The 12,459-nt window shown below is 42.5% G+C and carries 18 protein-coding genes and 1 riboswitch; of the genes, 16 read left to right on the top strand and 2 right to left on the bottom strand.

Features of this window, described 5'->3' with window-relative positions; all coding sequences use genetic code 11:
- The first annotated feature begins 36 nt into the window (after positions 1-36).
- The 16 genes from BTW01_RS13645 to sufB all read left to right on the top strand — a co-directional run bounded on the left by BTW01_RS13645 (position 37) and on the right by sufB (position 11,563).
- Positions 37-393 carry an arsenate reductase family protein gene (locus BTW01_RS13645; RefSeq protein WP_162103498.1) on the top strand — a complete coding sequence of 119 codons (357 nt, stop codon included), beginning with the start codon at positions 37-39 and terminating at the stop codon, positions 391-393.
- A gap of 66 nt (positions 394-459) precedes the next feature.
- Positions 460-843, top strand: coding sequence for a glycine cleavage system protein GcvH (gene gcvH, locus BTW01_RS13640; RefSeq protein WP_162103497.1), 384 nt, complete (start codon positions 460-462; stop codon positions 841-843).
- 55 nt (positions 844-898) lie between these two features.
- Entirely contained in the window at positions 899-1,135 is a 237-nt protein-coding gene (locus tag BTW01_RS13635; protein ID WP_162103496.1) for a YusG family protein, read from the top strand.
- 71 nt (positions 1,136-1,206) lie between these two features.
- Positions 1,207-1,569 carry a toprim domain-containing protein gene (locus BTW01_RS13630; protein WP_202923607.1) on the top strand — a complete coding sequence of 121 codons (363 nt, stop codon included), beginning with the start codon at positions 1,207-1,209 and terminating at the stop codon, positions 1,567-1,569.
- A 1-nt stretch (position 1,570) separates the two neighbouring features.
- Positions 1,571-1,891 (top strand): thioredoxin family protein, encoded by a 321-nt coding sequence (locus BTW01_RS13625; RefSeq protein ID WP_024713602.1) that lies wholly within the window; start codon positions 1,571-1,573, stop codon positions 1,889-1,891.
- A gap of 107 nt (positions 1,892-1,998) precedes the next feature.
- Positions 1,999-2,376, top strand: a complete 378-nt coding sequence (locus tag BTW01_RS13620; protein WP_162103494.1) for an SCP2 sterol-binding domain-containing protein — start codon at positions 1,999-2,001, stop codon at positions 2,374-2,376.
- Positions 2,377-2,457: 81 nt separating this feature from the next.
- Positions 2,458-2,564, top strand: a riboswitch (SAM riboswitch).
- A gap of 105 nt (positions 2,565-2,669) precedes the next feature.
- Positions 2,670-3,695: a methionine ABC transporter ATP-binding protein MetN gene (gene metN / locus BTW01_RS13615; protein WP_162103493.1), complete on the top strand. Its 1,026-nt coding sequence runs from the start codon at positions 2,670-2,672 to the stop codon at positions 3,693-3,695.
- On the top strand, positions 3,688-4,356 hold the full coding sequence (metP, locus tag BTW01_RS13610) for a methionine ABC transporter permease MetP (protein ID WP_162103492.1): 669 nt from the start codon (positions 3,688-3,690) through the stop codon (positions 4,354-4,356). Before metN ends, metP begins: the two co-directional genes overlap by 8 nt.
- A gap of 13 nt (positions 4,357-4,369) precedes the next feature.
- On the top strand, positions 4,370-5,194 hold the full coding sequence (gene metQ / locus BTW01_RS13605) for a methionine ABC transporter substrate-binding lipoprotein MetQ (protein ID WP_162103491.1): 825 nt from the start codon (positions 4,370-4,372) through the stop codon (positions 5,192-5,194).
- A 280-nt stretch (positions 5,195-5,474) separates the two neighbouring features.
- Positions 5,475-5,852: a carboxymuconolactone decarboxylase family protein gene (locus tag BTW01_RS13600; protein ID WP_162103490.1), complete on the top strand. Its 378-nt coding sequence runs from the start codon at positions 5,475-5,477 to the stop codon at positions 5,850-5,852.
- 192 nt (positions 5,853-6,044) lie between these two features.
- The gene (locus BTW01_RS13595; protein ID WP_162103489.1) at positions 6,045-6,182 is read left to right on the top strand and encodes a hypothetical protein; all 138 of its coding nucleotides are present in this window, start codon (positions 6,045-6,047) and stop codon (positions 6,180-6,182) included.
- A gap of 193 nt (positions 6,183-6,375) precedes the next feature.
- Positions 6,376-7,161 (top strand): Fe-S cluster assembly ATPase SufC, encoded by a 786-nt coding sequence (gene sufC, locus BTW01_RS13590; RefSeq protein WP_162103488.1) that lies wholly within the window; start codon positions 6,376-6,378, stop codon positions 7,159-7,161.
- A gap of 17 nt (positions 7,162-7,178) precedes the next feature.
- Positions 7,179-8,492 carry a Fe-S cluster assembly protein SufD gene (sufD, locus tag BTW01_RS13585; protein WP_162103487.1) on the top strand — a complete coding sequence of 438 codons (1,314 nt, stop codon included), beginning with the start codon at positions 7,179-7,181 and terminating at the stop codon, positions 8,490-8,492.
- Entirely contained in the window at positions 8,492-9,712 is a 1,221-nt protein-coding gene (gene sufS / locus BTW01_RS13580) for a cysteine desulfurase SufS (RefSeq protein WP_162103486.1), read from the top strand. The genes sufD and sufS overlap by 1 nt, the downstream gene beginning before the upstream one ends.
- Positions 9,702-10,145, top strand: coding sequence for a Fe-S cluster assembly sulfur transfer protein SufU (gene sufU / locus BTW01_RS13575; RefSeq protein ID WP_162103485.1), 444 nt, complete (start codon positions 9,702-9,704; stop codon positions 10,143-10,145). The genes sufS and sufU overlap by 11 nt, the downstream gene beginning before the upstream one ends.
- A 20-nt stretch (positions 10,146-10,165) precedes the next feature.
- The gene (gene sufB, locus BTW01_RS13570) at positions 10,166-11,563 is read left to right on the top strand and encodes a Fe-S cluster assembly protein SufB (protein ID WP_162103484.1); all 1,398 of its coding nucleotides are present in this window, start codon (positions 10,166-10,168) and stop codon (positions 11,561-11,563) included.
- An 81-nt stretch (positions 11,564-11,644) separates the two neighbouring features.
- Here the strand turns inward: sufB and BTW01_RS13565 are convergent, their stop codons facing one another.
- On the bottom strand, positions 11,645-11,815 hold the full coding sequence (locus BTW01_RS13565; protein ID WP_162103483.1) for a hypothetical protein: 171 nt from the start codon (positions 11,813-11,815) through the stop codon (positions 11,645-11,647).
- A 175-nt stretch (positions 11,816-11,990) separates the two neighbouring features.
- The gene (locus BTW01_RS13560; RefSeq protein ID WP_162103482.1) at positions 11,991-12,452 is read right to left on the bottom strand and encodes an SMI1/KNR4 family protein; all 462 of its coding nucleotides are present in this window, start codon (positions 12,450-12,452) and stop codon (positions 11,991-11,993) included.
- Between the last annotated feature and the right edge of the window lie 7 nt (positions 12,453-12,459).

Here is a 12,459-nt window from a genome sequence, read left to right as displayed (position 1 = left end):
AAAATAACCTCGATTATTTTATTGAGGGGGAAGAAGATGTCGTTAACTTTTTACTGGTACCCTAAATGCGGAACGTGCCGCAAAGCAAAGAAATGGTTAGAAGAGCATGGAAAAGAATTCAACGAAATACATATTGCAGAGCAGCCTCCAAGCAAAGAGGAACTAAAGGCGCTTTATGAAAAAAGCGGACTGGATCTCAAGAAATTTTTCAACACAAGCGGCATGAAATACCGCGAGCTGAATCTCAAAGAAAAGCTGTATCATATGTCGGAGGACGAACAGCTAGAACTGCTGGCTTCAGACGGAATGCTGATCAAACGCCCGCTTACAACAGACGGTGAAAAAGTGACAGTCGGATTCAAAGAAGACCAATTTGAAGAAAACTGGGCTTAATGTCAATTTTTTTTGAAAAGTGTGGTATCTTCTTATTATAGTGCTGTAAAAAATGGAGGGATTCAATTGAGCATACCTAAAGATTTGCGTTACTCAGGAGAACACGAGTGGGTGAAAGTTGAAGGAGAAAAAGCCAGAATCGGAATTACGCATTTTGCCCAAGCCGAACTAGGCGATATCGTGTTTGTCGAACTTCCTGAAGTTGGCGCTGAAATCAAAGCGGACGAGCCATTCGGCAGTGTTGAATCCGTTAAAACGGTATCTGAGCTTTATGCACCGATTAATGGAACGGTTGTGGAAATAAACGAAGATCTTGATGACAGTCCGGAATTCGTTAACGAATCACCGTACGAGAAAGCATGGATGATCGTTGTTGAACCGTCTGACGCTTCTGAAATTGAAAAACTGATGACAGCAGAGCAATACGAAGAAATGACACAAGAAGACTAAAACAGGATAGCTGTGAAGGCAATTGGACACGCTAACGTTATGGGAGGTGTCCAATATGGCTTTCAGCAAACAAAAGCTCGATGTCACCAATGATGTGACAGGCCGCTTTCAAAATGGCCGGCTCTCGTTATATCATGATAATGAGAAAATCGGCCAAATGACAAGCATGGATGAATATGAGCTTAAATCAGGCTATTCCTTTGAAAATGAGAAATTTTATAAGACAGCCGATGTGGTCTCAGGAAATGATGAAAAATACGTGGATTGTGACTATGAAAACGGCTGGTGTTAATGTTGGCGGTGAATTTCACTGCCTTCTTTTACAATCTGAACGTTTCAAATTTAACGCAGCAGGTGATAAAGATGGATGAGCTGGAAAAGGTGATGATTGTCGAAGGAAAATCAGATAAAGAGAAAGTTGAAAGTGTCCTGAATGAACCAGTGCGCATTATCTGTACCAACGGAACAATCAGCCAGCTGAAGCTTGAGGAATTGGCTGACGAGCTATACGATAAAGACGTCTATATATTAGTTGATGCTGATGAATCAGGCGAGACATTAAGAAAACAGCTGAAAAGAGAATTTAATGACGCCTGCCATTTGCATATAGACAGAGCCTATAAGGAAGTAGAGGCTGCACCGAAACACCATGTCGCTTCTGTACTGCTCCGCGCAAATTTAAATGTCCATACTATTTTTCTTGAAAGAAAGTCCCGAGGTGTATAGCATGAAAGAACTTCAAGAACACGAGCTAGAGCACATCGCAGATGATGTGTATCTCCTATATTTATATACTCCGTTTTGCGGCACCTGCCAGCTTGCAAGCAAAATGCTGACAGTTGTGAAGGAAATGCTGCCTGATGTCGCCTTCTATCAAAACAATGTCAATTACTCTCCGACATTCGCAAAAGCGTATCAAATTGAAAGTGTCCCGTGTTTTCTCCTGTTTAAAGGCGGAAAAGTGGTCGAAAGAGGATATGCGTTTCATTCTGTTTCTTATTTATATGAGCTGATTAAACAAAAATCATCTTCCGCGTCCCATTTGTGACATATTTCTCAGTGTATTTCAATGAAATTGTCGTTCGTTTTATAAAGGGGTTCTTGCGTCAAAAAGAGAAATGTCTATGTATGACCAACAAATAGGAGGTTGTACATATGGAGAAAGCAGAAGTGTTAGAAGATGAGTATCAGCATCTGTTTTTAAAACCTCTTTTGAACGCATCAACATTACTCATTACCTTCCAGGGAGAAACAGAAGCCTTAACCGTCTCGATAAACGAACAGGGGGAAATGAAAAAAATTTCTCCGCCCCCAGCGTCCAACCTGACCTTTTACGGAAACCAAGCGGAAATTATTCATCTGTTGCACGGAGATATTTCCCTGCAGCATTTGATCCAGAGGGGAAGCCTGAAAGTGAAGGGCTCATTCAGGGCTCTCTTAAAACTAGAAGCTATTCTCTGGCTGACAAATGGATTTTTTCAGAGGATTTTAAAAAGTGAAAAAATAGAAAATTATTATAATAGTAAAAGTTGACATCATTTATTTTATTGACATTTCATCATTCGCCATGCTATTCTACATTAAGAATTTCCGGACGAAAAAGACTATATATTTCTCTTATCAAGAGAGGTGGAGGGAAGTGCCCTATGAAGCCCGGCAACCATCAACGCTGTTGAAATGGTGCCAATTCACACGAAGCGTTCAGCTTTGAAAGATGAGAGAAAGGCGTTTTATATAAGCCTTTCTGCTCACATGTGCAGAAAGGCTTTTCTTTTGCCGAATATCCCGGAAGATTTCTTAGAATAGTGTTAAGGCAGGTGATTGCTTTGATCAATCTTCAAGATGTTTCAAAAGTTTATAAGTCGAAACATGGAGATGTCAATGCTGTCCAAAATGTCTCTCTTTCCATACAAAAAGGTGAGATTTTTGGAATTATAGGATATAGCGGAGCTGGTAAAAGTTCCTTAATCCGTCTGCTGAACGGCCTTGAGAAACCAACCTCAGGAACCGTGGAAGTGGCGGGAACTAAAATTAATGAAGTAAACGGACGCGCTTTAAGAAATGCACGCCATGACATCAGCATGATTTTCCAGCATTTCAATTTGCTTTGGTCGCGGACCGTCAGAGATAATATCATGTTTCCTTTAGAAATTGCCGGGGTGAAAAAAAGCGAACGGATGAAGCGCGCTAACGAACTGATTAAACTGGTCGGTTTAGAAGGAAAAGAAAAATCTTACCCGTCTCAGCTGAGCGGCGGGCAGAAGCAGCGCGTCGGAATCGCAAGAGCGCTTGCAAACAATCCGAAGGTTCTCCTTTGCGATGAAGCGACATCAGCATTAGATCCGCAAACGACGGATTCAATTTTGGATTTATTGTCCGATATTAATGAAAGACTCGGTTTGACGATTGTGCTGATCACCCATGAAATGCATGTCATCCGCAAAATCTGTAACAGAGTCGCTGTCATGGAAAACGGTAAGGTTGTGGAAGAAGGCGAGGTTCTCGATGTCTTCAAAAATCCGAAGGAAGACATGACAAAACGATTTGTTCAGCAGGTGACAGAGCCGGAAGAAACGAAAGAAACGCTTTCGCACCTTCTTGATGAAACAGCATCAGGAAAAACGGTCCAGCTCACATTTGTCGGTGATTCGGCTGAGCAGCCTTTGATTACAGAAATGATTAGAAACTTTAATGTCAGCGTCAATATTCTGCAAGGGAAAATCTCGCAGACAAAGGATGGAGCTTACGGCTCGCTGTTCATCCATATTGACGGAGACGAGGAAGAAGTTCAAAACGTGATCCGGTTTATTAATGATAAACAGGTGAAAGCAGAGGTGATCGCGAATGTTTGAAATATACTTCCCAAACGTTGATTTAACAGAATTGTGGAATGCGACATATGAAACACTTTATATGACGCTGATCTCTCTGCTGTTTGCCTTTGTCATCGGAGTGATCCTCGGCTTGCTGCTCTTTTTGACAAGCAAAGGGAGCCTTTGGCAGAATAAAGCGGTCAACTCTGTAATTGCGGCCATTGTCAACATATTCAGATCGATTCCGTTTCTCATTTTAATTATTTTACTGCTGGGCTTTACGAAGTTTTTAGTCGGCACCATCTTAGGGCCAAACGCCGCACTGCCGGCGCTGGTGATCGGCTCTGCACCGTTCTACGCGCGCTTGGCGGAAATCGCATTGCGCGAGGTTGATAAAGGTGTGATTGAAGCCGCTAAATCAATGGGTGCTAAAACGTCTACGATTATTTTCAAAGTGCTGCTTCCGGAGTCTATGCCGGCTCTCATTTCCGGCATTACGGTTACGGCCATCGCTTTGATCGGCTCAACCGCAATTGCCGGGGCCATCGGTTCAGGCGGTCTTGGAAATCTTGCGTACGTAGAAGGCTATCAGTCTAATAATGCTGATGTTACCTTCATTGCCACTGTGTTTATTTTAATCATCGTGTTTATTATCCAAATCATCGGTGATGTGATAACAAATATTATAGATAAACGATAAGGGAGGATTTACATTGAAAAAGCTATTTTTGGGTGCATTACTGCTTGTATTTGCAGGAGTCATGGCGGCCTGCGGTTCGAATAACGGGGCTGAATCCGGCAAAAAAGACATTGTCGTCGCAGCAACAAAAACACCGCATGCGGAAATTTTAAAAGAAGCTGAACCATTGTTGAAAGAAAAAGGCTACACGCTGAAAGTGAAAGTGCTTAGTGATTACAAGATGTACAACAAAGCTTTATCTGATGAAGAAGTGGATGCGAACTACTTCCAGCACATTCCTTACCTTGAGCAAGAAATGAAAGAAAACAAAGACTACAAACTTGTGAATGCCGGAGCTGTTCACTTAGAGCCATTCGGTATTTACTCTAAAACATATAAATCGCTGAAAGACCTTCCAAAGGGTGCGACCATTATTTTGACAAACAACGTCGCTGAACAAGGCCGTATGCTTGCAATGCTTGAAAACGCGGGATTAATCACACTTGACTCTAAAGTGGAAACAGTTGACGCGACATTGAAAGACATTAAGAAAAACCCGAAAAATCTTCAATTTAAAAAAGTAGCGCCGGAAGTAACGGCAAAAGCATATGATAACAAAGAAGGAGACGCTGTCTTCATCAATGTAAACTATGCGATTCAAAATAAATTAAATCCTAAAAAAGATGCGATTGAAGTAGAAGCAACGAAAAACAACCCATACGCTAACATTATTGCCGTCAGAAAAGGCGAAGAGAATTCCGCAAAAATCAAAGCGCTGATGGAAGTTCTTCACTCTAAAGAGATCAAAGATTTCATCGAGAAAAAATACGATGGAGCTGTGCTTCCTGTATCTGAATAAGACCGAAACCCCGGATGAAAATCCGGGGTTCGATTATTGACAAAGCCCTAAAACTTAGTTTAAGGGCTTTGTCATCTTTTCAGCGCGAATGAAAACCCTTGAAGTCTAGGAAGGCCGAGCATTGGAGCGGAGCGAATGTTGTGATTCGTGAGCACCAACGTGCAGGTCTGACAACGAATGCGAGGGTTTGCTGACACGGTGAAACCCCGGATGAGAAATCCGGGGTTTTTTTCGGGTATTTTCCTAAAAGCTGTTCATAATAAAAAGGAATGTTAAACAGATGGAGGGATTTTCTTTGAATCAAGACAGAGAAAGCATGCAGGACGCGCTAACGCAATATAAATTAGGTTTAGGCACATTTGAACAAAAGATGCCGCTGATGGGAAGAAAGTTTAACGAGTTTACTGAGCAATGCTTTGCCGGCAACTCACTGACTGAAAGAGAAAAACAGCTGATCGCGCTCGGAATTGCCATCAATGCCCAAGATGAGTATTGCATGATCTATCATACAAAAGGCTGTCTTGATCAGGGAGCCACAGAAGAAAACATTCTCGAAGCGGTCAGTGTGGCAGCGGCGTTTGGAGGCGGCGCGGCACTCAGTCAGGGCGTGACAGTTGTCCAGCAGTGCATAGAGGAATTCGGAAACACTCCGCATTAAGAGAAGGAATATTCCAAAAAACCGTTCTCATTTGATCTAAAAGGATGCTTTCGTCTCATCTGCCGCTATATCAAGCCACATCCTTTTTGCGGCATTCATCGCATCGTTGATACAATAAAAGCAAATAAATGAAGGGATTGATTCATTATTTGCAGCAGCCAGGATAGACTGAACCTCGATTATACGTCAGAAATGGAAAAAGCGATGCAGCTGTCACATGGAATTGGATATGAGGAATACGGACGCCGGCTGGAAACAAGAATCAAAGTAGAGCGGCAGAGAGAGCTTGATTATGAAAAGAGCAAGCGGATTTCTGCGGGAGCTTATTGAGAAAATCAATCTTTTAAAAAAGGGTGGGAATCCACTCTTTTTCTTTTTCAATCGCTTTAATAAAGTGCTGATCTTTGTTAAACTTGTGGAATGTGCAGGGCACGATAAAAAGTTGTATTTACTTTTCATTTGTTATAAAATTAGAATGAGAATAAAATGAGAATAATGATTATATATTTTTGGAGGTATAGATATGGCTGCTTCAACATTAACGATCAAAGATCTTCACGTTGAAATCGAAGGGAAAGAGATCTTAAAAGGTGTAAACCTTGAAATAAAAGGCGGAGAATTCCACGCGGTAATGGGTCCGAACGGAACTGGTAAATCTACTTTGTCAGCTGCGATTATGGGGCATCCTAAATATGAAGTAACAAAAGGCAGCATCACGCTTGACGGCAAAGATGTACTGGAGATGGAAGTGGACGAGCGCGCACAGGCAGGCTTATTCCTTGCGATGCAATACCCAAGTGAAATCAGCGGTGTAACAAATGCTGACTTCCTTCGCTCAGCAATCAATGCGCGCAGAGAAGAAGGCGATGAAATTTCTCTTATGAAATTCATCCGCAAAATGGACGAAAACATGGAATTCCTTGAAATGGATCCTGAAATGGCTCAGCGTTATCTTAATGAAGGCTTCTCAGGCGGGGAGAAAAAGCGCAACGAAATCCTTCAATTAATGATGATTGAACCGAAAATCGCCATCCTTGATGAAATCGACTCAGGTCTTGATATTGATGCTTTGAAAGTTGTATCCAAAGGGATCAACAAAATGCGCAGCGAAAACTTCGGCTGCCTGATGATCACTCACTATCAGCGCCTGTTAAACTACATCACTCCGGATGTTGTTCACGTTATGATGCAAGGGCGCGTTGTAAAATCCGGCGGTGCAGAGCTTGCACAGCGTCTTGAAGCAGAAGGTTATGAATGGATCAAACAAGAACTTGGCATTGAAGACGAAACTGTAGGCCAAGAAGCGTAAGCGTTAGGGGGATTAACATGACACTAGGTACAAAACTATCTGTAGATCAGGAGTATCTCAAAAGCTTTTCCGAAAAGCATCAAGAACCTGCCTGGCTGAAAGACCTGCGCTTACAGGCTCTTGAACAAGCTGAGGATCTGCCGATGCCAAAGCCTGACAAAACAAAAATCACAAACTGGAACTTCACGAATTTCGCGAAGCATACAGTTGATAACGAACCGCTTTCTTCATTAGAAGATTTGACTGATGAAGTAAAAGCGCTGATTGATATAGAAAACGAAGATAAAACATTATACGTACAGCGTGACCAGACGCCGGCACACCTTTCTCTTTCGCAGGAATTGAAAGACAAAGGCGTCATTTACACTGACATTTTGACTGCAGCCCGCGAGCACAGCGACTTGGTGGAGAAGTACTTTATGAAGGATGGCGTGAAGGTTGATGAGCATAAATTAACTGCGCTTCACGCGGCTCTTATGAATGGCGGAGCATTCCTTTATGTACCGAAAAATGTTCAGGTGGAGACACCGATTCAGGCTGTTTATGTCCACGAAAGCAACGATACAGCGCTATTCAACCATGTGCTGATTGTGGCTGAAGACCACAGCTCTGTCACATATGTAGAAAACTATATCAGCACTGTAAACCCGAAAGACGCTGTCTTCAATATTATCAGTGAGGTCATCACAGGTGATAATGCCAGCGTGACATACGGTGCGGTGGATAATCTGTCTAGCGGTGTGACAACATATGTGAACCGCCGCGGTGCTGCGCGCGGACGCGACAGCAAAATCGAGTGGGCTCTAGGTCTCATGAATGATGGTGACACGATTTCTGAAAATACAACAAACCTTTACGGTGACGGCACATATGGCGATACGAAAACGGTTGTTGTCGGAAGAGGAGAGCAAACAGAGAACTTTACAACACAAATCATCCATTTCGGTAAAGCTTCAGAAGGTTATATCTTGAAGCACGGTGTGATGAAGGATTCCGCTTCTTCTATCTTTAACGGAATCGGTAAAATCGAACATGGCGCTTCAAAAGCGAATGCGGAGCAAGAATCACGTGTACTGATGCTCAGTGAAAAAGCACGCGGAGACGCAAACCCTATTCTTTTAATTGACGAAGACGATGTAACTGCAGGACATGCGGCATCTGTCGGCCGTGTGGATCCTGTTCAGCTTTACTACTTGATGAGCCGCGGAATTGCGAAAGAAGAAGCAGAACGTTTAGTCATCTACGGCTTCCTTGCGCCGGTAGTAAACGAACTTCCGATTGAAGGCGTTAAGAAACAATTAGTTTCTGTTATCGAAAGGAAAGTGAAGTAATGAATATCACAGATATTCGTGAACAGTTCCCGATCCTTCATCAGCAAGTGAACGGACATGATCTCGTCTATCTCGACAGCGCGGCGACTTCCCAGAAGCCGCGTGCTGTCATTGAAACACTGGATAAGTATTATAACCAATACAATTCCAATGTTCACCGGGGCGTCCATACACTTGGAACCAGAGCGACAGATGGTTATGAAGGTGCGCGTGAAAAAGTCCGCAAGTTTATTAACGCGAAGTCAATGGCTGAGATTATTTTCACAAAAGGCACGACCACATCTCTGAATATGGTGGCGTTAAGCTATGCGCGCGCCAACCTAAAACCGGGTGATGAAGTGGTCATCACTTATATGGAGCATCATGCGAATATCATTCCGTGGCAGCAGGCTGTCAAAGCGACTGGAGCCACATTAAAATATATTCCGCTGCAAAAAGACGGAACGATTTCTTTAGAAGACGTCAGAGAAACGGTCACAAGCAACACGAAAATTGTTGCAGTGTCTCATGTATCTAACGTCCTCGGCACGATCAACCCGATTAAAGACATTGCGAAAATCGCTCATGACAATGGGGCTGTCATTGTGGTGGACGGTGCGCAAAGCACACCTCACATGAAAATTGACGTGCAGGATCTCGATTGCGACTTCTTTGCGCTTTCTTCCCATAAAATGTGCGGTCCTACCGGCGTTGGTGTGCTGTACGGAAAGAAAGACCTGCTGGAAAACATGGAGCCTGCCGAATTCGGCGGTGAAATGATCGACTTTGTCGGGCTTTATGAATCAACTTGGAAAGAGCTTCCGTGGAAATTCGAAGCGGGTACGCCGATTATTGCAGGAGCAATCGGACTCGGTGCCGCTATTGATTTTCTCGAAGAAATCGGTCTTGATGAAATCTCTCGCCATGAGCACAAGCTTGCAGCTTATGCGCTTGAACGCTTCCGCCAGCTTGACGGTGTAACAGTTTACGGACCGGAAGAGCGTGCCGGCCTTGTCACATTTAACCTCGATGATGTTCATCCTCATGATGTGGCAACCGTACTTGATGCGGAAGGGATTGCTGTAAGAGCTGGCCATCATTGCGCGCAGCCGCTGATGAAATGGCTGGATGTATCTGCTACTGCGAGAGCAAGCTTTTATCTGTATAATACAGAGGAAGAGATTGATAAGCTTGTGGAAGCTCTTCAAAAGACAAAGGAGTATTTTACAAATGTCTTTTAATGCAAATTTAGATACATTGTACAGACAGGTGATTATGGATCATTACAAAAACCCCCGCAACAAAGGGGTTTTGAATGACAGCATCGTCGTGGATATGAACAATCCGACATGCGGCGACCGCATCAGACTGACAATGAAGCTTGATGGAGACATCGTGGAAGATGCGAAATTTGAAGGGGAAGGCTGTTCCATTTCAATGGCATCCGCTTCGATGATGACTCAGGCGATTAAAGGGAAAGATATCGAAACAGCCCTTTCCATGTCTAAGATTTTCTCGGATATGATGCAAGGCAAAGATTATGATGATTCTATAGATCTCGAGGATATTGAAGCCCTTCAAGGCGTTTCAAAATTCCCGGCCCGTATCAAATGTGCAACCCTGTCATGGAAAGCACTTGAAAAAGGAGTCGCAAAAGAAGAAGGCGGCAATTAAAAGGATTGGAGTGAAAATGGATGGCTAAAAAAATGCCTGATATTGGTGAATACAAGTATGGTTTTCACGACAAAGACGTTTCCATTTTCCGTTCAGAGCGCGGATTGACAAAAGAAATCGTAGAAGAAATTTCTCGCATGAAAGAAGAGCCTCAATGGATGCTTGATTTCCGCTTGAAATCACTTGAGCATTTCTACAACATGCCGATGCCGCAATGGGGCGGAGATTTAAACTCACTGAACTTTGACGAAATTACGTACTACGTAAAACCGTCTGAGCGTTCAGAGCGTTCTTGGGATGAAGTTCCTGACGAAATTAAGCAAACATTCGACAAGCTCGGTATTCCTGAAGCTGAACAAAAATACCTTGCGGGTGTTTCTGCTCAGTACGAATCTGAGGTTGTATACCACAACATGAAAGAAGACCTTGAAGCGCAGGGCATCGTCTTTAAAGACACTGACAGCGCCCTGAAAGAAAATGAAGATATTTTCCGTGAGCACTGGGCAAAAGTGATCCCGCCGACTGATAACAAGTTTGCGGCGCTTAACTCAGCTGTTTGGTCCGGCGGATCTTTCATCTACGTGCCTAAAGGCGTAAAGGTTGAAACACCGCTTCAAGCTTACTTCCGCATCAACTCTGAAAACATGGGTCAGTTCGAACGTACGTTGATCATCGTTGACGAAGAAGCAAGCGTTCATTACGTTGAAGGCTGTACTGCGCCTGTTTACACAACAAACTCGCTTCACAGTGCGGTTGTTGAGATCATCGTCAAAAAAGGCGGCTACTGTCGTTATACAACGATCCAAAACTGGGCGAACAACGTTTACAACCTTGTAACAAAGCGTACGATTTGTGAAGAAAACGCAACAATGGAATGGATCGACGGCAACATCGGTTCTAGACTGACAATGAAATATCCGGCTTGTATCCTAAAAGGCGAAGGCGCGCGCGGTATGACGCTTTCTATCGCTCTTGCGGGTAAAGGCCAGCATCAGGATGCGGGTGCGAAAATGATTCACCTTGCACCAAACACATCATCCACAATCGTATCAAAATCGATTTCAAAACAAGGCGGAAAAGTAACGTACCGCGGAATCGTCCACTTCGGACGCAAAGCGGAAGGTGCCCGCTCTAACATCGAGTGCGATACGCTCATTATGGATAACAAATCAACATCAGACACCATTCCTTACAATGAAATCTTAAATGATAACATTTCATTAGAGCACGAAGCGAAAGTGTCTAAAGTATCTGAAGAGCAGCTCTTCTACTTGATGAGCCGCGGCATTTCTGAAGAAGAAGCGACTGAAATGATCGTAATGGGCTTCATCGAGCCATTCACAAAAGAGCTTCCAATGGAATACGCAGTTGAAATGAACCGTTTGATTAAGTTCGAAATGGAAGGTTCAATCGGTTAATTGTTTCACAAAAAAGGACGCAACTGGTTTTCAGTTGCGTCCTTTTATTTGTTTAGAACCAGGGTATGTAAATTAGGGATATTACATGTTTTCACAAACGACTTTTGCAACTCCATTTTGAATAGTGTGACACCAACCAATTGTACCCAATCTATATATATCATTAAGTACATTATTAGCGAAATTCAACCCTATAAAAGCAATTAAAACTAAATAAAGAGTCCTATCCTTTGGATATTTTTCTTGAAGCACACTAAAACCCTCTTTTTAAAATGGATATTTACATTTTAAATTAAATAAGGATTCAATTATGCTATTTGTTAATATTTTGATAATGATTTGAATTACAGAGCTAAAACAAAAGCGTAATTGATGCAATAAAAGAGCCTCTCATATAATGAGGGGCTCTAAATTGCAATACTTTTGCTTAATCGTCCCAGTCTTCATCTTCTTCCCAGTTTTCTTTCATCTCAAGAAGCCTTTCATAAAAGAACTTTATAAAATTTGATGAATCAAGTTCTTTATAGCCACCGAATTCACTCCAAATAATAACTGGACATTCTCCTTGGTTCATTTGCGTAGTATCTAAGCAATATCCAAAAAAATCAACATGTTCTATAACTACTAAACCACTTGGTAATTCTCTATATTCACGATACTCTCTGGTTGTTTCCACAACTGAAGCGCCACCCAAATCATAGCCTAATAAATCGATTCCATAAACTCCGCCAGAACCATAATTTCTAAGAAACCATTTGTAGCTATCTGGAAGTGTGACTTGAAGATCTTGTTCTATTTTTAAAATTTTATCTCCTTCAATTCCACCTGTGAAATCTTTTTCCTTAGCATTTTCAGCTAAGAATTCCTTTATTTTCAAATAAAAATCCATGATTTAT

It is taken from the genome of Bacillus sp. SKDU12 (genome assembly GCF_010093085.1).
Lineage (GTDB): Bacteria > Bacillota > Bacilli > Bacillales > Bacillaceae > Bacillus > Bacillus mexicanus.
Note: the sequence above shows the minus strand (reverse complement) of the source record. Positions and strands in the feature narration are given on the sequence as shown.